Origin of the sequence: Marinomonas colpomeniae, assembly GCF_014803385.1 — a bacterium.
GTDB classification, from domain to species: domain Bacteria; phylum Pseudomonadota; class Gammaproteobacteria; order Pseudomonadales; family Marinomonadaceae; genus Marinomonas; species Marinomonas colpomeniae.
Map to the genome: position 1 here is coordinate 216998 of NZ_JACYFC010000003.1, position 20209 is coordinate 237206.

20 protein-coding genes are annotated in these 20209 nt (G+C 40.1%); 7 read left to right on the forward strand and 13 right to left on the reverse strand.

Features of this window, described 5'->3' with window-relative positions; genetic code table 11:
- The first annotated feature begins 21 nt into the window (after nt 1–21).
- Both trxC and IF202_RS10360 read left to right on the forward strand, forming a co-directional pair.
- The gene (gene trxC / locus IF202_RS10355) at nt 22–468 is read left to right on the forward strand and encodes a thioredoxin TrxC (RefSeq protein WP_191594827.1); all 447 of its coding nucleotides are present in this window, start codon (nt 22–24) and stop codon (nt 466–468) included.
- Between the two features lie 80 nt (nt 469–548).
- Complete coding sequence (locus IF202_RS10360; protein WP_235963459.1) at nt 549–776, forward strand: DUF1330 domain-containing protein; 228 nt, start codon at nt 549–551, stop codon at nt 774–776.
- A gap of 184 nt (nt 777–960) precedes the next feature.
- Here IF202_RS10360 and IF202_RS10365 read toward each other — a convergent pair whose 3' ends face one another.
- From IF202_RS10365 to rnt, 4 genes are all read right to left on the reverse strand, one after another.
- Complete coding sequence (locus IF202_RS10365; RefSeq protein ID WP_191594828.1) at nt 961–1221, reverse strand: YdcH family protein; 261 nt, start codon at nt 1219–1221, stop codon at nt 961–963.
- A 210-nt stretch (nt 1222–1431) separates the two neighbouring features.
- Complete coding sequence (locus tag IF202_RS10370; RefSeq protein ID WP_191594829.1) at nt 1432–4458, reverse strand: DUF748 domain-containing protein; 3027 nt, start codon at nt 4456–4458, stop codon at nt 1432–1434.
- 69 nt (nt 4459–4527) lie between these two features.
- The gene (locus IF202_RS10375) at nt 4528–4938 is read right to left on the reverse strand and encodes a YbaN family protein (protein WP_191594830.1); all 411 of its coding nucleotides are present in this window, start codon (nt 4936–4938) and stop codon (nt 4528–4530) included.
- A 68-nt stretch (nt 4939–5006) separates the two neighbouring features.
- Complete coding sequence (gene rnt, locus IF202_RS10380) at nt 5007–5675, reverse strand: ribonuclease T (RefSeq protein WP_191594831.1); 669 nt, start codon at nt 5673–5675, stop codon at nt 5007–5009.
- Between the two features lie 95 nt (nt 5676–5770).
- On the opposite strand from rnt, the gene IF202_RS10385 reads away from it, so the two are divergent.
- From IF202_RS10385 to IF202_RS10405, 5 genes are all read left to right on the forward strand, one after another.
- Nucleotides 5771–6658: a flagellar protein MotY gene (locus tag IF202_RS10385; protein ID WP_191594832.1), complete on the forward strand. Its 888-nt coding sequence runs from the start codon at nt 5771–5773 to the stop codon at nt 6656–6658.
- Nucleotides 6659–6839: 181 nt separating this feature from the next.
- Nucleotides 6840–8072, forward strand: coding sequence for an argininosuccinate synthase (locus IF202_RS10390; protein ID WP_191594833.1), 1233 nt, complete (start codon nt 6840–6842; stop codon nt 8070–8072).
- A 232-nt stretch (nt 8073–8304) separates the two neighbouring features.
- Nucleotides 8305–9201, forward strand: coding sequence for a ribokinase (locus IF202_RS10395; RefSeq protein ID WP_191594834.1), 897 nt, complete (start codon nt 8305–8307; stop codon nt 9199–9201).
- Nucleotides 9202–9234: 33 nt separating this feature from the next.
- Complete coding sequence (locus IF202_RS10400) at nt 9235–10176, forward strand: nucleoside hydrolase (RefSeq protein WP_191594835.1); 942 nt, start codon at nt 9235–9237, stop codon at nt 10174–10176.
- 183 nt (nt 10177–10359) lie between these two features.
- Nucleotides 10360–10626: an RNA recognition motif domain-containing protein gene (locus tag IF202_RS10405; protein ID WP_191594836.1), complete on the forward strand. Its 267-nt coding sequence runs from the start codon at nt 10360–10362 to the stop codon at nt 10624–10626.
- A 50-nt stretch (nt 10627–10676) separates the two neighbouring features.
- Here IF202_RS10405 and IF202_RS10410 read toward each other — a convergent pair whose 3' ends face one another.
- From IF202_RS10410 to rsxA, 9 genes are all read right to left on the reverse strand, one after another.
- A complete protein-coding gene (locus IF202_RS10410; protein WP_191594837.1) occupies nt 10677–11003 on the reverse strand; it encodes a hypothetical protein in 327 nt (108 codons plus the stop codon).
- Between the two features lie 209 nt (nt 11004–11212).
- Entirely contained in the window at nt 11213–12550 is a 1338-nt protein-coding gene (locus tag IF202_RS10415) for an aspartate aminotransferase family protein (RefSeq protein WP_191594838.1), read from the reverse strand.
- A 147-nt stretch (nt 12551–12697) separates the two neighbouring features.
- The gene (gene nth / locus IF202_RS10420; protein WP_191594839.1) at nt 12698–13333 is read right to left on the reverse strand and encodes an endonuclease III; all 636 of its coding nucleotides are present in this window, start codon (nt 13331–13333) and stop codon (nt 12698–12700) included.
- 49 nt (nt 13334–13382) lie between these two features.
- Complete coding sequence (locus IF202_RS10425; protein ID WP_235963461.1) at nt 13383–14162, reverse strand: electron transport complex subunit E; 780 nt, start codon at nt 14160–14162, stop codon at nt 13383–13385.
- Between the two features lie 9 nt (nt 14163–14171).
- Nucleotides 14172–14789 (reverse strand): electron transport complex subunit RsxG, encoded by a 618-nt coding sequence (gene rsxG, locus IF202_RS10430; protein ID WP_191594840.1) that lies wholly within the window; start codon nt 14787–14789, stop codon nt 14172–14174.
- Nucleotides 14789–15847 (reverse strand): electron transport complex subunit RsxD, encoded by a 1059-nt coding sequence (gene rsxD, locus IF202_RS10435; protein ID WP_191594841.1) that lies wholly within the window; start codon nt 15845–15847, stop codon nt 14789–14791. Before rsxD ends, rsxG begins: the two co-directional genes overlap by 1 nt.
- Entirely contained in the window at nt 15848–18787 is a 2940-nt protein-coding gene (rsxC, locus tag IF202_RS10440; protein WP_191594842.1) for an electron transport complex subunit RsxC, read from the reverse strand.
- Nucleotides 18787–19383 carry an electron transport complex subunit RsxB gene (gene rsxB, locus IF202_RS10445; protein ID WP_191594843.1) on the reverse strand — a complete coding sequence of 199 codons (597 nt, stop codon included), beginning with the start codon at nt 19381–19383 and terminating at the stop codon, nt 18787–18789. The genes rsxC and rsxB overlap by 1 nt, the downstream gene beginning before the upstream one ends.
- A gap of 8 nt (nt 19384–19391) precedes the next feature.
- Complete coding sequence (gene rsxA, locus IF202_RS10450; RefSeq protein WP_191594844.1) at nt 19392–19973, reverse strand: electron transport complex subunit RsxA; 582 nt, start codon at nt 19971–19973, stop codon at nt 19392–19394.
- Nucleotides 19974–20209 lie beyond the last annotated feature (236 nt).

Genomic DNA, 20209 nt, shown 5'->3' on the forward strand with positions numbered 1-20209 from the left:
ATATTTATATTGAGATTTTAAATGACTGATTCATCTATCCAAATAATTTGCCCAAGTTGCAATACAAAAAATCGACTCCCTAAAAGCAAACTTAATGACAAACCAATATGTGGTAAATGCGGAAAGTCTATTCTTTCAACAAACCCTATCGTAGGTAGTGATCAAAACTTCAAACGTTATGTTACGGATAATGGATTACCTGTGGTGGTTGATTTTTGGGCTCCATGGTGCGGGCCGTGTAAACAGTTTGCTCCTATTTATGAGCAAGTAGCCGCTGAAATGTCTACTCAGGCTTGTTTTGTTAAGTTGAATACTGAGAGCAATCAAACCACAGCTGGTGGTTATAATATCCGTTCTATTCCGACCTTAATGATATTTCATCAGGGCAAAGAAATAGCGCGTATGTCTGGTGCGCTACCAAAAGCGCAACTCAAGCAATGGTTACTTCAAAACCTACCTTCAGTCTGAATAGCTTGTTATTTACATTGGTTTACTAGAACGTATTTTTAATGATGCGTTAAGTGTTTATGGTATATGGAGAATAGATAATGTTCGAAAGAATAATGGCTTTAGAAGTCAGTAATGATGAAGAATACCAAAAGTACCGTGAAAGTATGACTCCAATTCTTCATTCATTTGGCGGCCGTTTTGGTTATGACTTTAAAGTGAGTGATGTGTTGCAGTCAAAAACGAAAGAACCTATTAATAGGGTATTTACGATCGATTTTCCTAGTAAAGAAATTATGGATCAATTTTTTCTAACCCAGACTACTTGAATGTCAAAGAAGAGTATTTTAACCGCTCGGTGGCTTCCGTCACTATCATTTCAATGCATGAGAAAAATGCTTAATAGAAAAGTAACCTAATCGATTTTATTGAAAATAGAAAGTGAATGATAAGTGAGGAGCATAAAAAAGCAGATCTAATGACCTGCTTTTTTATGTGACATAGATCTTTAGATTAAGCTTTTTCAGCCGCGAGCTTTGACGCCTTAATGTAACCTTGAATTGTATCTTTTAGTTGAAGGCGCTGCTTTTTTAAATTTTCCTCTTCTACTGTAGTAGATGGAATGATTTCTTGTTCCATCTTAGCCACTTCTTTTGTTAGATGATTGTATTCATCATAAAGTTTTTTGAAGTGCGCATCGTCCATTTTTAATTGATGAATGTCGTCTTTGAACTCTGGAAATTCATTCGCTAAGCTGTGATCTTCGATTGGCATAATTGCCTCCTTATATTTATTTTCTTTCCTTAAGACTAGCCTAGTTAAGATTTTTTACTCTTGATGTCAGTCAATTTTCTAACGCTTTCTATTTTATTTCTTATTGTTTTTAGAAAACGTTTAAAAAGCCGCATTAACTGTCTGTTAATGCGGCTTATGACCTGTCTTGTCGTGCTTACCGTTATGCAATAAAAGTATCTAGTATCGTCTTTAAAAAGTAAGCACTACTCTTGGTTTGCTGCTTTTTGACAAATCTATCTCAGGAGAACAAAGCAATATACGAGAAGAGGTGATACCTTGCTCAACTAAATAATCTTTTAGATGGTTTGATCTGTCTTGTGCTAAGGTTTTGGCAATCGCTTGAGTATCAGCATCTAAAGACTTAGGGGGCGTCTCATAACCTAGATCAAGATAGCTGGTTATCCCGCACACTTTCAATTGACTGTCTTTTTTGTCTCTCATTAATGCTAGTAATTGCTGTAAAAATACATCTTGAGAATCATTTAATTGATTATCTCCTGCCTCAAAAATAAGCGGTTCTACACGGACTTTTAATAGCTGTTCACCTGCAAATTGAACAATACTAATAACATTCGCGTATGGAACAAAGGTCTGCATTAAATAGCTACTAGAAACACTGTAGAGCGCTTTTCTAACAGGTAATATCATAAAATTTGTCCAACCAAATTCTGGGTTATTTATGTCTCCAGAAAGAGGGATTTCCAAATCTATATTGTCATTGCTGTCCTTTAAAATGCCAACGGCCATATTGAGCGGAATGGCGCCAGCACTAACAACCGAACTGCTTTCTTTCCGGCCGCCTAGCTCAAACTTCCTGAGTAATACATGGGAATTGCCATCTAAAACACCGTCGTTTGAATTAAGCTTCAAGTCTAAATCTAATTGGCCAGAGTTAATTTGATAACCCAATGCATTGGCTATATATGATGAATAGGGTGGTAACTCCGCTTCTTTAATAACTAGCTCACTTTTCATGGTGAGTTTATCAGCAAGAGGCCAAATAGTGACGTCACTAGTTAGAGTTGAGTATTTCCCGTTGCGAGCTTTTAATTCGAATACGGTCGCTTGTTCTTTATCTTGGGTGTTTAGGTTTCGCAGCGATAAAGTATCTATTTCTAATGAGCGTTGTAGTGTTGGCGAAATACTATTGTCTTGTACATATATACCTGAATCACCGGTAGTATCGAAAGTGTTTAATATGACGTAATAGGGTGCTTTAAATGCTGGGTTTTGTTCTGCATCAGGTGTGCCTTCGATGATTACTTCTGCATCTGTGTTTTTTGGAGATGTTGAACCTTTTAGAGTAGGCGTTAGTGACGCTTGTTTTTTCTCTTCAACAAACACAAGGTTTTCTATGCGCTTTTCCGCATCAATCATGAGGTTCACTTTTAGTGAATTTGTGACTATGGTGTTTATTTTAGCGCCATCTTGGTTGGCGGCAATGTCCTCGATGGTGATTTTACCAATATGGCTTAAGGGTAGCAGAGCTTGCTCATCTTTTGTCGTAGTTAACGCTTCGGACAAAGTTAAACCTATTATGGCTAATTGAGTTAGGGTGAGTTCAAATGTTTCATCTTGCTGCGTAAAAGATAACTCGTTAATGTCGGCATTTTCCCATTCTGCCATACGTTTATTATCTGCCATTTTAACATCTAACATTTGGCTAGAAAAATTAATGTTAGTACCCGTTAAAATAGGTGCTGCTTGTTGAGTCTCTGGTTCGAATTGATTATCTGCTGGAAGTTGTATGTCTGCTAACAATTGCTCAACTGTTAGTTTTGCCGTTTCCAGTGAGAGAGACTTCCCATCACCTTGTAAGGCATTTAATCCTTTAATATCAATACTGAGCTTATCATTTTGAGCTGATAGAATATCTTTGCCTTTCGTTAATGAAAGGGTGTTAGATAAATTGAACAGTTCATAGTTAGCAGTGTTCTCCGCTTGTTTTACAGATAGGACTTTGCTTTGTATTTGACTGCTTAAAGAAGCGGTTATTGCTTCTTGTGGATCCATTGAAAAAGCAACGTCTGTTAGTCCTATATTTAATGCTTTGCTATCAACATCTAAGTTGTCTAAGGCTGCTAATAAGTCGTTAATTTCTAATGTTGTGTTTTCTATGTTCGCGGTAAGGCCTTGCTCATTCCGTTTTACGTCAATTGGAAGTGCAAACGCGAGCTGGCTAAATTGAATCGTTTGGTCTGATTGAGAGAAAGTAGATTGCTTAGATTGTAGGTCTAGCAGCCCAGAAGCTTCTAATTTATCCGCTGAGAAAAAATGAACAGAGGCTTTTGTTAATGCTAGTGTAGTCGCATCTGTTGTAACCCTGTCAGTGTCATTTAACTCTAAATCTAGTTCTTTTATTGTAGAGCTAAAATTCAAGTTTTTAAGCTTATAGGAGACAACACCATTCACTTGTTTTTGTTCGAATTGAAAGCGGCTGTCTAAGTTTAATTGTCCTTTGCCTGCATTGAATGGGGCTGGAATAAAGTGTTGGAAGCTTTCTATCGAAAGGCTAGTCTTGTCGATAGTGATATCGGCGTTAATAAGCTCTGGTGAATAATTAAATTGGCTGTTTAAAGATAGGCTCGCTTGATTAACCAACGCAGATAAAGTGATATCACCTTCCCACTGTAGGCCTTCACCGGATAGGTCTTTGATTTTCAGCGCTTTGAGAGATATTTCATCTAATTCAGCAGGGGCAGTTAAATTAGGCTGGCGAGATAGACTTAAACGGCTATTAGTAAAAGAAAATACCGGAAGTTCTATTTTCCAAGGTGCGCTTTCTTTTTGGTCAGATGTTTCGCTGTTTTCTTCTGTTTTAATGTCTTCTTTATTAATATATTGCGCGGTATTTATGCCCGCTACTATCCAATCATTTTCTTGTTGCGCTACCGTGATGTTAAAGCCATCAATTTCAGCTTCAGATATATGAATGGTACGAGAGATTAGTGGCCAGATTCTTACTTCAAACACCGCATGTTTTAATGACATTGTACTTTGTGTTTGGTCAGTAAGAGTAAGGTTTTTCATGTCAATTTTAGGTGGAAAAAAATCCACCGATAAGTTTTCAATGGAAAGCGTTTTATCATGTTCAGTAAAATAAGCGGTTAAGTAATGCTTGGCGATAAAAGGCGTAGCAATCCAAATAATTGTGATTAGCACCACAAGAAAAGAAAAAGGAAAAAAAACAAAGTTTCTAAAGTGTCGGCGAGTCATTGTGTGGAGCCTTTAAAATATTCCATGAAAGTTTTTTGTATAAATAGTGTTTATTGATATAGCTGAAAACTAGCAGTTTTTATCTTTGTCGTCTGTAGTATTAGTGTTTGTTTCTTCAGTTCGTAGGGGCATGCGTAATAAATAGATACTAACGCAGATACCAATTGAGATAAGTGTAATAGTTGCCCAAAAACGTGACACCATCAAAATAGAAATAAGCATCCCCGCCCACATGAAAAGGATCGCTCGATTTCGTGAGCGCTTTGGAATGCCATCAGATGATTGCCAGTCATTTACGATAGGGCCAAAAAACTTATGGTTTAGTAACCAGGAATGAAAACGTTCAGATGAGTGAGAGAAACACCAAGCGGCTAATAGCACAAGTGGTGTTGTCGGAAGCAATGGTAAGAAAATCCCAATAATGCCTGTGATCAGGGAAAACCACCCTAACAACAAATATAAAATTCGTTTTCCGTTCATGCTAATTCACACCGTCTGGATAAAGAAAAAACGAGCTTTAAATTTGAATACTCGTTTTTATTCTATGATTACTTTCCTGAGTTAAAAATAGAAGCCATATCGTCTTCTGTTTGGTTTTCAACTAACGGCCAGCCACCAAGACGTTTTAAGCGATTAACCATTTCACAAAATAGCTCGGCGGTTTTTTCTGTATCGTATTTCGCAGAATGCGCTTCAGCATTACTAAATGGAATTGCAGCCACTTCACAAGCTTTGGCTAATACGGTTTGTCCATATACTAAACCCGCCAAACTAGCAGTATCAAAGCTAGAAAAAGGGTGGAAAGGGTTACGCTTAATGTCTGCTCGTTCAATCGCGGCATTTAAAAAACCATGATCAAAGGCAGCATTATGGCCAACCAAAATTGCACGCTTGCAGTCTACAGACTTTAATTCTTTACGTACTTTAGAAAACATTTGAGACAATGCTTCCTGCTCTGGAATATCTTGTCTATCTGGGGCAAAAGGGTCGATGCCAGTAAAGTCCAATGCAGCTTTTTCTAGGTTCGCACCTTCAAATGGCTTGATCAAAAACTCGAGCGTTTCATAGATATAGAGGTCACCATTTTCATCCATTCTCAGGATACTGGCGGCCATTTCTAATAAAGCATCTGTTTTATGATTAAAGCCTGCGGTTTCTACGTCGATAACAATAGGTAGGAAGCCGCGGAATCGATCTTTAATTTCATGGTTTGACAAAAGAAGGTCCTTAAATCTGCCGCTTGATAAGCAATGACGGTATATAATAGCATCGGATCATAACACAATTGATAATGTTTGAACGAGACGTCTAAATGGGAATTACCCAACAACTTCTAATTCGTACTGTATTTTTATTGTCTGCCTGTACGCCATTTGGCCAAGCAAGTGCAATGACACACTACCAATCCGGTATTACGGATTCAGAGTGGCTGTTATCTGGCGATATTTTTTCGTGCAGCTTAACGCATCCTGTCCCACATTATGGTGAAGGCCACTTTATAAAAGAAGCTGGCGAACCTATGAAATTCATTTTGCAGCCGCGAAATGAAAAAATAGGCCCTGGTCAAGTTTATATTATTTCTCAAGCGCCTAGTTGGTCTCCGGGTGTTAAACCTGAAACATTGGATATTCTAGCTTACCCTGGGTACGGTCTTACTGTTGAAGTAGGTGGTCAAGTAGCAGAAAGAATGTTGACCAGCTTAGATCGTGGTCGTCATCCTGTTGTAGCGGGACGAGCCTGGGAAAATGAGCGTGAAACAGTTGAAGTGGGGTTATCTAATATTAACTTCGCGCCCGCTTATAATGAATTTCGTCGTTGTTTGTCCAGTTTATTACCTGTTAATTATGATCAGATCGCAAGAACCGCTGCCTTGTTTCCTATTAATGGCATAAATCTAACAGAGCGAATTAAAGCGCGCTTGGATCTGGTTGCCTTGTATGTTTCATCTGACCCTAGTGTTGGGTACATTTATATAGATGGTCACACTGATTTTCAGGGATCTCGTCGAGATAACCGTGAACTATCAAAAATTCGTGCTGAGAAAGTGACCGCCTATTTATTAGATCAAGGTGTTCCTGTAGATAAAATAGTGTCTCGCTATCATGGGGAGCGTTACCCTTCTACGACAAATAACACTAAGCAAGGAAGAGAGCGTAATCGCAGGGTGACGATTCGTTTAGAGAAATCCGACGATAGTTAATTCTTGATTATAAAAAAATTATAAAAAGAGCCTCGTTTTACTTAATTTTCTGAGTAGTACGGGGCTTTTTACTTGCTAAGCAAGAGTCGAAATCTTACACTTACACCCCCCCTTTTTTAAATCATTTGCGCCACCGTTTTACTGGTGTGGGAGCGCGAGACTGTTTAGGAGAATAGATATAATGTCTGACGTGAAGAAGGTAGTGCTTGCCTACTCCGGCGGCCTGGATACTTCGGTAATCGCGAAGTGGCTTCAAGAAGAGTATAACTGTGAAGTGGTTACCTTTACCGCTGATTTGGGTCAGGGTGAAGAAGTTGAACCAGCTCGCGCTAAAGCTCAAGCGTTGGGTATTAAGGAAATCTACATCGAAGATTTGCGTGAAGAGTTTGTTCGCGATTTCGTATTTCCTATGTTCCGTGCAAACACAATTTACGAAGGTGAGTATCTATTAGGTACTTCTATTGCTCGCCCTTTAATCGCTAAGCGTTTAATTGAAATCGCTAACGAAACTGGCGCAGATGCTATTTCTCATGGCGCAACAGGTAAAGGTAACGACCAAGTACGTTTTGAACTTGGAGCTTACGCATTAAAACCTGGCGTTCAAGTGATTGCACCATGGCGCGAATGGGATCTTACTTCTCGCGAAACGCTAATGGCGTATTGTGAAGAACATAAAATCCCAGTAGATTTTTCTACTAAGAAGAAAAAGTCTCCTTATTCTATGGATGCTAATTTGTTGCATATCTCTTTTGAGGGTGACCAGTTAGAAGACCCTTGGACAGAGCCTGAAGATGACATGTGGCGTTGGTCAGTGTCTCCTGAAGATGCGCCAAATGAAGCAACTTACATTGAAATTGGTTACGAAAAAGGTGATCCAATTTCTATTAACGGCGAAGCTATGTCTCCAGCAACTATTTTGGAAACATTGAACAAGATTGGTGGCGCGAACGGTATTGGCCGTGTAGACATCGTAGAAAACCGTTTTGTTGGTATGAAAGCTCGCGGTTGTTACGAAACACCAGGTGGCACAATTATGATGAGAGCGCATCGTGCAATCGAATCTATCACTTTAGATCGTGAAGCGATGCATCTAAAAGATGAAATGATGCCGCGCTACGCAAAAATCATCTACAACGGTTTTTGGTGGTCTGAAGAGCGTCGCATGATGCAAGCTTTGATAGACACATCTCAGAAATACGTAAGCGGTACTGTTCGCCTTAAGTTGTATAAAGGCAACGTGACTGTTGTTGGTCGTCAATCTCCAAACAGCTTGTTCGATAGCTCTATCGCAACATTTGAAGATGATGCGGGTGCATACGATCAAAAAGACGCTGCAGGCTTCATTAAATTGAATGCTTTACGTATGCGTATCGCTGCTCAAAAAGGCCGTGGTTTTTTAGACAACGATAAATAAGTAATAAGACTCGTTAAAGGCGCTCCATTCTTACAGGATGGGGCGTTTTTTTATTTACGTTTTTTATTTAATAAAATGATGAAAACTATTCAGCTAACTATCTAATTATTTGTATAATGTTGTCTATTCGGTCAGGTATTTATTCGTAATGCGTGTATTATTCTGATTAGCTTTATACAGCAAATGATAAGGCGCATAGCCAATGATTTGCTCACCCTGAAGGAAAGAAATTATGACAATTTATAACTTCGGTTCGATTAATCTAGACCACCTTTATCAGCTGGATCATTTTGTGCGCCCTGGCGAGACTATGGCATCGGACAGTTATCAGTGTTTATTAGGTGGTAAAGGCGCAAATCAATCTGTGGCCTTAGCAAAAGCGGGAGCACAGGTTAAACACGTTGGTGCTGTTAATTCGCTTGATCATGCTATTTTGAGTGAATTAAAAGATTATGGTGTGAATGTGGAGTTGGTTGAATATATTGATACGCCAACAGGGCACGCTATTATTCAGCTAACAAAAGCTGCAGAAAATTCTATCATTCTTTATTCTGGTGCGAACCATTGTCTCGAAAAATCTCGAATTGATGTGATTTTAAATGGCGCTGAAAAAGGCGATTGGGTACTTTTGCAAAACGAAACAAACCTAGTTGACTACATTGTTATAGAGGCTCATAAAAAAGGCTTAAAAGTCGCGTTTAATCCAGCGCCAATGGATGTTGAGCTAACTAAGTCTGTGTTGCCTTACATAGCGCTTTTGATTGTTAATGAAGTAGAGGCCATGGATTTAGCGGGTGTTGATTCAATTGATGCTGCTGAAAAAGCGTTACCAGAACAATATCCTGATTTGGCCGTATTGATGACATTAGGTAGTGATGGTGTGCGCTACTTTGATGGTGATGACAATCTTTATGTTTCTGCTTTCAAAGTAGAGGCAAAGGATACAACCGCTGCAGGCGACACGTTTATTGGTTTTACTATGTCTGCTATTTTGTCTGGAGCCAATATCCAAGATGCAATGAAGCGAGGCTGCGCCGCTTCTGCCATATGTGTGACTCGAATTGGCGCTATGATCGCCATTCCGGATTCAAAAGAAGTCGATGACTTTCTTTCAACTCATAACTTCTAGTTAATTAAATTACAACGATTAAGGATTCTTAGCATGGCCCGTAAAATTATTATTGATACAGACCCAGGTATAGATGATGCAATGGCGATCTTTTTTGCCTTCCAAGCACCAGAACTTGAAGTATTGGGTCTAACAACAACATTTGGTAATGTGTCAGTTGATTTAGCAACAAAAAATGCCATTACTTTGGTTGAAATTGCAAAAATCGATGTGCCTGTTGCCAAAGGTGTTGCGGTTCCTAGTGTGATCGCCCCACGTCCGCATCCTGATTTCGTTCATGGTAAAGATGGCTTCGGTAACATCAACTGGCCAGCACCGAAAGGCAAAGCAATCGATAAAAGTGCAGCGCAATTTATAGTTGATACTGTTCGTAAGTATCCTGGCGAGGTCACTATCATTGCATTGGGTCCATTGGGTAACTTGGCAGAAGTATTGAAGCTTGATCCTGAAGTGGCAAACCTAGTAGACGAAGTAGTATTGATGGGTGGCACAGCGATTGAATACGGTAATGTATCGCCAGTAGCAGAAGCCAACATAATGAACGACCCACATGCAGCCGACATTGTATTCACTGCTTCTTGGCAAGTGACTATGATTGGCCTAGACGTAACTCATCAGGTATTACTTGATAACTCTATTCTAGAGCGTATCAAAATTGCTAATCCAGTTGAGGGTGACTTTTTATACGATTGTGCTCAGCATTATATTAATTTCTACAGCAGTCGTTTTGATATGGATGGCTGTTACTTCCATGACGCTTCCACTATTGCATATGTGATGGATCCAAGTATCTTTGGTGTTGAGTTGGGCGCGGTGCGTGTTGCTTGCGAAGGTATCGGTATTGGTCAAACTATTTTCGCACCACAAGGTATGGAGTTCCCAACACCTCATTGGAACGATGTTCCTATGACGCAAGTTTGTATGGAAGTAGACAGCGAAAAACTACTGGCTTTGTTCGAGACGACTCTATCCTAATTAAACCAGTCTCAAAAGATTGGTTTTGAATAAGGAATTGTCCGAACTTTTTAAAAGTTGCTAGTAAAAGGCGTGAGACCATGTTCTTATGCCTTTTTTATTGTTTGGTCGAGCAGAATCCAATGTTCTGCGCTTATGAATGAAAAGGTTGATGAAATACCTTTTCCAAAGAGAGTTATTGAAATGAAATTATTAGTTAGAAATCTAGCCCGTGAAACAACGGAAGAAGAATTAACCGCTTTGTTTGCTGCCCATGGTACTTTGCAATCTTGTAATCTTGTTATGGACAAAGAAACTGGTGAATCTAAAGGCTTTGCTTTTGTTGAAATGCCAAAAGTTGGCGAAGCTAAAATTGCCATTAAAGCGCTTAACGGCAAAGACATTGATGGTTCTAAAGTACGCGTTAAAAAAGCAGAAGATAGTGTTACAAAAGAAGAAGACGCTGAGTAAAAATAGGCATGAAACTAGCTTATTGAGACTATAAGCTAGTCGTACATGAGTTATCCGTGCGCGTCAGCAAATTCTCTAATAAACTCTATGTCCTTGTCTGAAATCGTATGATAAGTCAGTTTGATATAGTGTTTATTATGCTCGTTAAAAATATCGAGTTGTGGATCACACAAAATCTTAAGTGTGGCCATTTTCCCTTCATGAATTGCTTTCAATTCTAGTTTTACCATTTTTGACCCTTGCAGGCCTTCAGGCGCTTCTACTTCAATTGTCTTTGTTGATATGTGTGTGCAGTGAATTGGCATCACTATGCCATTTGTTAAATATAAAGAACCCGCCCAAAAACAGCGCACATAAGGGGTATGTGTAATAGACACAGATTTATATCCTTTCCTAAGTGAAATCCAAGATTACCATTTACATTTCGTAACATAAGGCATTATAGAGTAAGAATACAGGTGAGTGATAGCCTAAGATTGACTCAAGAGAAAGAGGGTAAATACAAGAGGGATATGTGAATCAAAGTGTTGCCATTAGTATTTTTGATATAATGACAACACCTTGACTCGACAGGAGGTGTTTTAACTTAGCTATGTTTCTTAATCGTATCACCTAGTGCATTAATCATGCTGTCTATTTCAGATTGCTCTGTTATAAATGGCGGTGCTAATTGAATAGTATCTGCACCATAACGAACGTAGTAGCCTTTATCCCACATTTCCATCGCTATTTGGAATGGTCGCTTTGATGGCTCGTTGTCTACTGGGGCAATAGTAATGCCGGCTGCGAAACCATAGTTTCTGATATCGGTTACAATATCACTTGCCCCTTTTAGTTGATGGACACTGTTTTCCCAAGCAGGACTCATGTCATTAACTCGCTGGATCAAGCCTTGTTTCTTAATTTCACCTAATGATGCTAACCCTGCTGCACAAGCAATTGGGTGTGCAGAATAAGTGTAACCATGAGGAACTTCCAGCATGTATTCTGGACCGCCAGTATCCATAAAGGTATCGTAGATTTCCTGTTTAAACGCAACTGCACCCATTGGAATCACACCATTAGTTACTTGCTTTGCCATAGTGATAGCATCTGGTGTTACACCAAATGCTTCTGAGCCAGTTTTTGCGCCCATACGACCAAATGCTGTGATCACTTCATCAAAAATTAACAAAATATTATGTTGGTCACAAATTTCACGCAAACGTTGTAAGTAACCTTTTGGTGGGATAATAACGCCGCCAGAACCAGACATAGGCTCAACAATAACAGCTGCGATATTCGACGCATCGTGAAGTGCAATAAGATTTAGTAACTCTTCCGCTTTCTCTTTTCCTTGATCAGGCATGCCCTTGGTAAATTCATTCCCCGCAACCTGAGTATGAGGCAAATGATAGGACTCTAAGCCTTGACCATATAGCGTTCTGTTCGCCGGAATACCACCGACACTGAAACCTGAAATACCTGCGCCGTGGTAACCTTTTGCACGACCAATAAATTTGGTTTTAGTACCCATGCCTTTTTTACGCCAATAAGCTCGGGCAATTTTTAAAGCGGTATCGACAGATTCAGAACCGGAGCCAGTGAAGAAAATGCGATTTAAACCTTCTGGCATAAATTGCGAAATTTGTTCAGCTAGTTGGAACGACTTTTCGTGACCAAATTGGAAAGCAGGTGAGTAGTCTAATGTTTTGACTTGCTGTGCCACCGCTTCATTAATCGCAGGAACACTGTGTCCTAAACCACATGTCCATAAGCCAGACAAACCATCAAAAATTTTACGGCCATCAAGGTCTGTATAGTAATTTCCTTCAGCAGAAACAATGATTCTTGGGTCTTTTTTGAATTGACGGTTGCCTGTATAAGACATCCAGTGTGCATCAAGTTGTGCTTGTGTCAGGTTTGATTTAGCAATATGGCTCATGGCGCTCTCTCTTTAAAAGTAGAAGTCTATAAACAGAGAATGCCGAGCGGGGAAGGTTTATTAAATTTGATGTTATTTAATTTTAGATTAGCATTTAGTTAACTAAAGGGGTATCTAAAAAGTCTTAACTAAAAGGCGTAGGAAAAGTTAATCGGATGTCTTCTCTTTAAACTCGCAAAGATCTTCAATTATGCAGGCATTGCATTTAGGTTTTCGTGCGACACAAATGTAGCGACCATGAAGAATCATCCAATGATGAGCATCTAATAGGAATTCTTTGGGAACAAATTTCAGTAGTTTCATTTCAACTTCTAATACGTTCTTCCCCGGCGCAACTTTAGTACGATTTCCAAAACGGAATATATGGGTATCAACCGCCATGGCAACTTGGCGAAAAGCCGTATTGAGTACAACATTCGCTGTTTTACGTCCCACACCAGGAAGTGCTTCTAAAGCTTCACGAGTGTCAGGAACAATACTATTGTGCTGTTCCATGAGAATTTTACAGGTCTTGATTGCATTTTCGGCCTTGGCATTAAAAAGTCCAATGGTCTTGATGTAGCTTTTTAATCCGTCGACGCCTAAGGCGAACATAGATTCAGGTGTATTGGCAACAGGAAATAGTTTACGAGTGGCTTTGTTGACACTGACATCGGTAGCTTGTGCAGAAAATAAAACAGCAATCAATAATTCAAAAGGCGAACTATATTCGAGCTCGGTCACGGGGTTTGGGTTGTCAGCTCGTAAGCGAGAAAAAATCTCGTAGCGCTTTTCTTTATTCAAGGTGAGGTGCCTTTTGTTCTTAATAAGTTATTTACTAAAATTAGCATTTTTAACTCACTTGCCCAGTAACACGAACGCGTTTAGATGCACTTGGGCCATCTTTTTCTTTTTGAACGGCAATGCGCTTTTTCTCACGTTCATCTAAGTAGTTCTTGAATGCAATCAACAAACCTAAACCAATAAAAGCGCCTGGAGGAAGAACAACAAACAGCACATTTGGGTAATTGTCAAAAACCACCCATTTCCAGTTGATTGCCATATCACCAAATAGTAACTGCATGTCAGCAAATAAGGTTCCCTGACCAATCAGCTCACGCATAGCGCCTAGTGCAACCAAGATAACTCCAAAGCCTAGTGCCATCATAAAACCGTCTAACGCAGAAGGAAGTACAGGGTTACGGCTAGCAAAGGCATCAGCGCGACCAAGAATAGCGCAGTTCGTTACTATTAGAGGAATAAAGATCCCTAAAATCTGATAAAGCTCATATGTGTAAGCTTGCATGATCAACTCAATGCAGGTCGTAAATGAGGCGATAATCATCACAAAAGCAGGTAGACGAACAGCGTCGGCAACATAGTTTCGGATTAAAGAAACAGCGATATTAGAACCTACCAAAACTACCATGGTCGCTAAGCCTAAGCCTAATGCGTTTACTACTGTACTGGTGACGGCCAGCATTGGGCACAAGCCAAGTAATTGAACCAATGCGGGATTGTTTTTCCAAATGCCGTTATAAATGATTTCAGCGTAGTTGGCGCTTGGTGTATTTGCGTCAACTGCTTCAGTAACATCTGTATCGACTACATTTGTATTGGAACTGGTTGTCATGAAGTTATCCTAACGCGCTAACAGCGCATTTTTGTTTTGTTCAAAATAAATTAGCGTATTTTTTACAGCACGAACAACAGCGCGAGGTGTGATTGTTGCTCCAGTAAATTGATCAAAGTCGCCACCGTCTTTTTTAACGGCCCAACCTTTTAATGCTGTATTCGTTAATGACTTATTTTCAAAGCTTAAAATCCATGGGGATTTTTTAAGGTCGACTTTGTCTCCAAGCCCAGGTGTTTCTTTATGGCTAATGACACGGCTACCAGTCACAACGCCATCTTTATTAATAGCGATTAACATGTCTAAATTGCCGTTGTAGCCGCGGGGTGCGATGGTTTCAAAGATGAAGCCAGTTACTTCGCCATTTAATCGAGCTATGTGCACCTTGATTTTTTCTTCCGAACCTAACAATGGATTTGCCGTAAGCAGTGCCGTATCTGTAGTTAAATCATTGTCGTATAGGTTGTTTGGCAAAATTTCGTTAAATGCTGAAATTTGTGCTTCTAGAATATTGTCCTCAATCGTGTCTTGAGTCAGCTGATTAGTAATCGCAATAAGACCCGCTGTTAAGATAGCGAAAATACCCAAGCCAAGGCTGTTACGACGAATCGAATTAAATAACTCCATTAGTTATCCTCCCCAATAGTTAGCCCTTTTTTGGCCTTTTTATGGCCATAAGTACGAGGTTGAGTGTAGTAATCAATTAATGGCGCTGCAAAATTCATTAATAACACGGCGAAAGCAACCCCATCTGGATAGCCTCCCCAAGAACGAATAATATAAATCAAAATACCAATACCAGAGCCATAAATCAGTTTGCCTCGATTACTTGTGCAAGAAGACACTGGATCGGTAGCAATAAAGAAAGCGCCAAACATGGCAGCACCAGTTGTTAGGTGAAATAGTGGTGTCGCTGAATTACTGCTGTCCAATAGGTAGAATACACCAGACATAACTAATAGTGCGCCTAGCAAGGCTACAGGCGTGTGCCAAGTAATAATGCGTAACCAAAGTAAACCCAATCCGCCCACTAAGTAGGCCATGTTTACCCATAGCCAGCTATTCAAACTGGCGACTTGTAGTGCTTCCACTGTTTTGAAGGCCGCAGCACTATCTAATAAATCTTTATTCTTAAAGCCGTCTAATGGTGTTGCCATCGTATAGCCATCAATAGTAGGAAGTGTCTGAAAAATTGCTTGTAAACTTTGGAAGAAAGATAAGCTTTCACCAGAACTTACAATAGATTCAACGCCAACCCATTGGCTCATTGGCACAGGAAAAGACACCAAAACAATGGCATAACCTACCATGGCAGGGTTGAATGGATTGTTCCCTAAACCGCCATATAATTGCTTCGCAAAAATAATGGCAAAACTGACAGCGGTTACTGTTACCCACCAAGGTACTGAAGGCGGAAGGGCGATACCGAGTAACACAGCGGTTAACAAGGCGCTGTAGTCTTTCAAGAAGAACATCACAGAACGGCGTCGAATAGACAAAATAGCAGCTTCGCATACTAAGGCTGCAATTCCGGCAATCATTAAGTTAATCAGGGTTCCCCAACCAAACAACCACGTCTGTATAACAATGCCAGGAATGGTTGCCAAAATAACCATCTGCATCACCCAAGAAGTGCGATGACCTCCACGTTGAGTGTGCGGGGATGAAATCCTCAATAATGCCATTTAATGATTCTCTTGCTTGTCTTTTGACTGAATAAGTTGCGCTAACAAGGTTTCTGCGTCTTGTTGCTTTATACGTGTTGCGTCGATTTCTTGTTGAATACTGTCTGCTTCTTCTGGAGTGCTTTCTAGTCGTTTTGCTAGCTTGTTTATTTGTGCTTTCGCCAATGCGGAAGCGATTTTCTGTTTTTTAATTTGAGCTGCCAAATCTGCTTGAATGTCAGCGTTTTCAGTTGCTTTTTCAGTTGTTTTTGAAAGTGCCTGAGTTTCAATGTTTGCTTTTAATTGTGCCTCAGGAGATGGTTGAGATTCTAAATTTTCCAATTTTGCTTGAGCTTCTATTAATTTAGCAGGCCATTCAGAAGCGATAATTTCAGCTTCGTCTTTACCTTGCTCTTTCAATAAAAGGATATTCTTCTCAGCTTTTTTGATACCAGCTTTGGCAATGGCTAGATCTATCTTATGCTTTTTATCCGCATCTGCATTTATTGGTGCAGCAGCTTTTTCTGTGTTTTCTTTGCTTTGAGGCTGTAATTGAAGAGCATCAGGGTTGGCTAACGCTTTTTCCAAATCATCAGCACGTTGTTGGGCTTCTTTTAATTGCTGGCGAATCGCGTCAACTTCTGGCGCTTGAATCTCTTCTGCTTTTTTCAATGCTTTTTCGACTTTCTTAACTGATGCTTTCGCAATAGCTGTATCGATTTTTAACTTTTTCAATTCATCAGTTATTACTGCTTTAGGCTCTGCTGTGTGATTAGAAGGAGTCGCTTCAGAAGGTGCGGCACTTAATTTTTCAACGGCTGTTTTCGCTGCTATTAGATCTGTTTCGAAAGCGGCAATCTTATCTTTGGTTTCTTGATCGTCTGGCGTTTCTTCTAATTGCTTAGTAAGCTTTTTGATCTTCACACCAATTAACGCAACATCTACTTTTGCCTTTTTCAATTCGTTACTTATTGGTGTTTTTTGAATCGCTGTTACTGGTGCTGAAATAGAAGTGCTGGTCAGTTTTTCAACCATTGCTTTTGCTGCAATTAAGTCTATTTCAAGGGATGAAATTTTGTCTTTAATTTCCTGATTATCTGGCGTCTCGTCTAACTGCTTAGTAAGTTTTTTGATTTTCACGCCAACCAGTGCAACATCAACTTTTGCTTTTTTCAGCTCATCGCTCACAGGTGCTTTTGCTACTGCAGTTGAAGTTTCTGTAACAGCAGTAGGGGCAGTGTTTGCAACAGGAATTTTACTGAACTCTTTTTCTAATGAAGCAAGTTTTGTTTCTTGTTCAGTTACTTGTAATTGTAGTGAACTTATTTCTTCTAAATGTTCTGCTTCTTGTGCAGTGAGAAGCTCTTTCTGACGCTTCTTAAGTTTCGTCTTAGCAATTGCTATGTCGATTTTTAGTTTCTTAGCTTCATCGCTAATTGGCGCTGCCGTAGGTTGAGTCGTAACAGGTGGTGTTGCTCCTGTTGATGGTGCAGTTTTCGCTGAAGCTGTTTTTGCCGCAGACGCTTGTTGACGTGCAATGCGTTTTGCTTCTTTCTCTGCTGCTTCTGCATCTTGGCGTGCTTTACGTGCTTCAAAGCGTTGTTTTGCTAAATCAGATTTCACGTTGGCTTCACGTGTCTCACGAATGCTACTTTTGGTATGACGGTAATATTGCACCAGAGGAATGCTGCTTGGGCAAACATAAGAGCAAGCACCACATTCAATACAATCGAATAAATTGTAATGCTCAGCTTTATCGAGTTCTTGGCTTTTACTGAACCAAAGTAATTGTTGTGGTAACAAGCTCGCAGGACAAGCTTGTTCACACATGCCACAACGTATGCAGGCTTGTTCTGGTGCTGGTGTTGGTAATTCTTTTTTTGTCGCTGCTAAAATACAGTTACTGGTTTTGACAATAGGTACAGCGGCAGAATCTAAAGTGTAACCCATCATTGGGCCACCCATAATTAAGCGATGCAATTTCTTTTCTTGAGAGTCTGCATAGTCTAATAAATGCGTTACTGGCGTACCGAGTAATACTTCCACATTTTGTGGAGATTTCAGCGCATCACCTGTTAACGTAGTAATGCGAGATATCAGCGGTTTGCCTAATAAAATCGCGTCATGAACGGCGACGCAGGTGCCAACATTTTGGCATAAAATGCCAATGTCGGCAGGATATTGTCCGCTTGGAACTTCTTTTCCAGTGATCAACTGAATTAGTTGTTTTTCACCGCCAGAAGGATATTTAGTTGGCACAACGGCGACTTGAATCTGGCTGCCACGCTCATTTAATAAGGTATTAAGTGCAGCGATGGCGATTGGCTTATTATCTTCAATGCCAATTACAACGTTTTCTGCGTTAACCAGGTGTTGAAAAATTTCGATACCTTTTACTAATTCAAGGGTTTTTTCTCGAATCAGAATGTCATCGGCAGTGATGTAAGGTTCACATTCAGCCGCGTTGATAATGAAATGCGTCAACGGGCTTTTTGTTGCACCTTGTAGCTTAACCTGAGTTGGGAAGCCTGCACCGCCCATCCCGACAATACCCATTTTAGCGAGGTGCGCCAAAACATCTTCTGGTGCGTCAGTTTGCCACGTGTTTAATGGATTGAGTGTCGTCCATTCTTCTTTTCCATCGGGAGATAGGACAATACAAAGATCGCTTAATCCTGATGGGTGAGCAATAAAACGCTCTTCAATAGCGGTAATAGTTCCAGATGTTGGTGCGTGTAAGTAGCTGCTTAAAAAACCATTATTAATGGCTATGATTTCGCCTTTTAATACACGGTCGCCGACCTTAGAAATAGAACGAGAGCTTTGGCCTATGTGTTGACCCAACGGCAAAATAAGTTCGCTAGGTAAACTTGGTCGACCTAAAGGAAGCTGTAAAGATTGAGCTTTGTTCTGAGCAGGGTGAATACCACCATGAAACGAAAATACTTGAGGTGCTTGCATTAGTGAGACACCTCTGTTTGACGGTCAGTCGCAATAATATTGATTGAGCTAGCAGCGATACCTTGAGGTTTATCCCAAGACCAAGTTTTCGCTGTCACGCCTACTTCTACCATATCGATACAATCTACAGGACAAGGTTCTACACATAAATCGCACCCGGTACACTCATCAGCTATGACAGTGTGCATTTGTTTAGCGGCACCTAAAATGGCATCTACTGGGCAGGCTTGAATACATTTAGTACAACCGATGCACTCGTCTTCACGAATAACGGCCACCTTGATAGCTGTTTCTGTTCCGTGGTCACCATCTAATGGAATGGCTTCTACATCTAATAAATCAGCTAAAGCTTGAATCGTCGCTTGTCCACCCGGTGGGCAATGGTTAATGGCTTCACCATTAGCAATGGCTTCTGCATAAGGACGGCAGCCTGGATGACCACATTGGCCGCATTGTGTTTGCGGCAAAATTGCATCGATTTGTTCAACAATAGGGTCGCCTTCTACATGGAATCGCACATTGGCGTAACCCAGAATGGCACCGAAAATAAGCGCGAGTAAGAGTAAAATGCCGATAGCGAGTAATACGGTAAACATGCTCGCTCCTAAATCTGTACAAGGGCGGTAAAGCCCATGAAAGCAAGCGCCATCAATCCTGCCGTGATCATACCGATCGCAGAACCTTTGAATACCGTAGGAACATCAGCCACATTAATACGTTCACGCATGGCAGAGAAAAGAATCAGTACGAATGAAAAGCCAACAGCCGCGCCAAAACCATACAAGATAGATTCGACAAAACCGTTTTGCTTACTGATATTTTGTAATGCTACTCCTAGCACCGCACAGTTTGTGGTGATCAAGGGTAAGAAAATCCCCAAAACGCGATACAAAAGTGGACTGGTTTTACGTACCACCATCTCAGTGAACTGAACAACAACAGCGATCACTAAAATAAAAGAAATGGTTTGTAGATACTCAAGGCCAAATGGCTGGAGAATATAGGTAAACGTGAGGTAACTACACAGGCTAGATAAGGTCAATACGAAGGTAGTGGCCATCGCCATACCAATAGAAGTTTCTAGTTTTCCAGACACGCCCATAAAAGGGCAAAGTCCTAAAAACTGAACCAATACAAAATTATTAACCAGTATGGTACTAACCAATATCAATAGATATTCAGTCATCTCAAGTCCAAAAAAATTATCAAGTAAATTAACGGGTAAATGTGTTGGTGTTAGAGACACGTACGTTAACGTATCGTGGGTGTAACTATACCAATCTGCTTATAACTAACAAGACTAAAGCCTTGTTGAATGTAGTCCGATTTAGTATATACATAATAGGCTATGATTATATAAGCTAAGATTATGGATTACGGTCTATACTGTCGATTTACTTATTAAGAATCTTTCTCATTTAG

What these genes read in the sequence shown, in the direction of transcription:
- trxC (WP_191594827.1), top strand. Translation starts at nt 22, where the DNA reads ATGACTGATTCATCTATCCAAATAATTTGCCCAAGTTGCAATACAAAA.
- IF202_RS10360 (WP_235963459.1), top strand. Translation starts at nt 549, where the DNA reads ATGTTCGAAAGAATAATGGCTTTAGAAGTCAGTAATGATGAAGAATAC.
- IF202_RS10365 (WP_191594828.1), bottom strand. Translation starts at nt 1,221, where the DNA reads ATGCCAATCGAAGATCACAGCTTAGCGAATGAATTTCCAGAGTTCAAA.
- IF202_RS10370 (WP_191594829.1), bottom strand. Translation starts at nt 4,458, where the DNA reads ATGACTCGCCGACACTTTAGAAACTTTGTTTTTTTTCCTTTTTCTTTT.
- IF202_RS10375 (WP_191594830.1), bottom strand. Translation starts at nt 4,938, where the DNA reads ATGAACGGAAAACGAATTTTATATTTGTTGTTAGGGTGGTTTTCCCTG.
- IF202_RS10385 (WP_191594832.1), top strand. Translation starts at nt 5,771, where the DNA reads ATGGGAATTACCCAACAACTTCTAATTCGTACTGTATTTTTATTGTCT.
- IF202_RS10390 (WP_191594833.1), top strand. Translation starts at nt 6,840, where the DNA reads ATGTCTGACGTGAAGAAGGTAGTGCTTGCCTACTCCGGCGGCCTGGAT.
- IF202_RS10395 (WP_191594834.1), top strand. Translation starts at nt 8,305, where the DNA reads ATGACAATTTATAACTTCGGTTCGATTAATCTAGACCACCTTTATCAG.
- IF202_RS10400 (WP_191594835.1), top strand. Translation starts at nt 9,235, where the DNA reads ATGGCCCGTAAAATTATTATTGATACAGACCCAGGTATAGATGATGCA.
- IF202_RS10405 (WP_191594836.1), top strand. Translation starts at nt 10,360, where the DNA reads ATGAAATTATTAGTTAGAAATCTAGCCCGTGAAACAACGGAAGAAGAA.
- IF202_RS10415 (WP_191594838.1), bottom strand. Translation starts at nt 12,550, where the DNA reads ATGAGCCATATTGCTAAATCAAACCTGACACAAGCACAACTTGATGCA.
- IF202_RS10425 (WP_235963461.1), bottom strand. Translation starts at nt 14,162, where the DNA reads ATGACAACCAGTTCCAATACAAATGTAGTCGATACAGATGTTACTGAA.
- rsxG (WP_191594840.1), bottom strand. Translation starts at nt 14,789, where the DNA reads ATGGAGTTATTTAATTCGATTCGTCGTAACAGCCTTGGCTTGGGTATT.
- rsxD (WP_191594841.1), bottom strand. Translation starts at nt 15,847, where the DNA reads ATGGCATTATTGAGGATTTCATCCCCGCACACTCAACGTGGAGGTCAT.
- rsxC (WP_191594842.1), bottom strand. Translation starts at nt 18,787, where the DNA reads ATGCAAGCACCTCAAGTATTTTCGTTTCATGGTGGTATTCACCCTGCT.
- rsxB (WP_191594843.1), bottom strand. Translation starts at nt 19,383, where the DNA reads ATGTTTACCGTATTACTCGCTATCGGCATTTTACTCTTACTCGCGCTT.
- rsxA (WP_191594844.1), bottom strand. Translation starts at nt 19,973, where the DNA reads ATGACTGAATATCTATTGATATTGGTTAGTACCATACTGGTTAATAAT.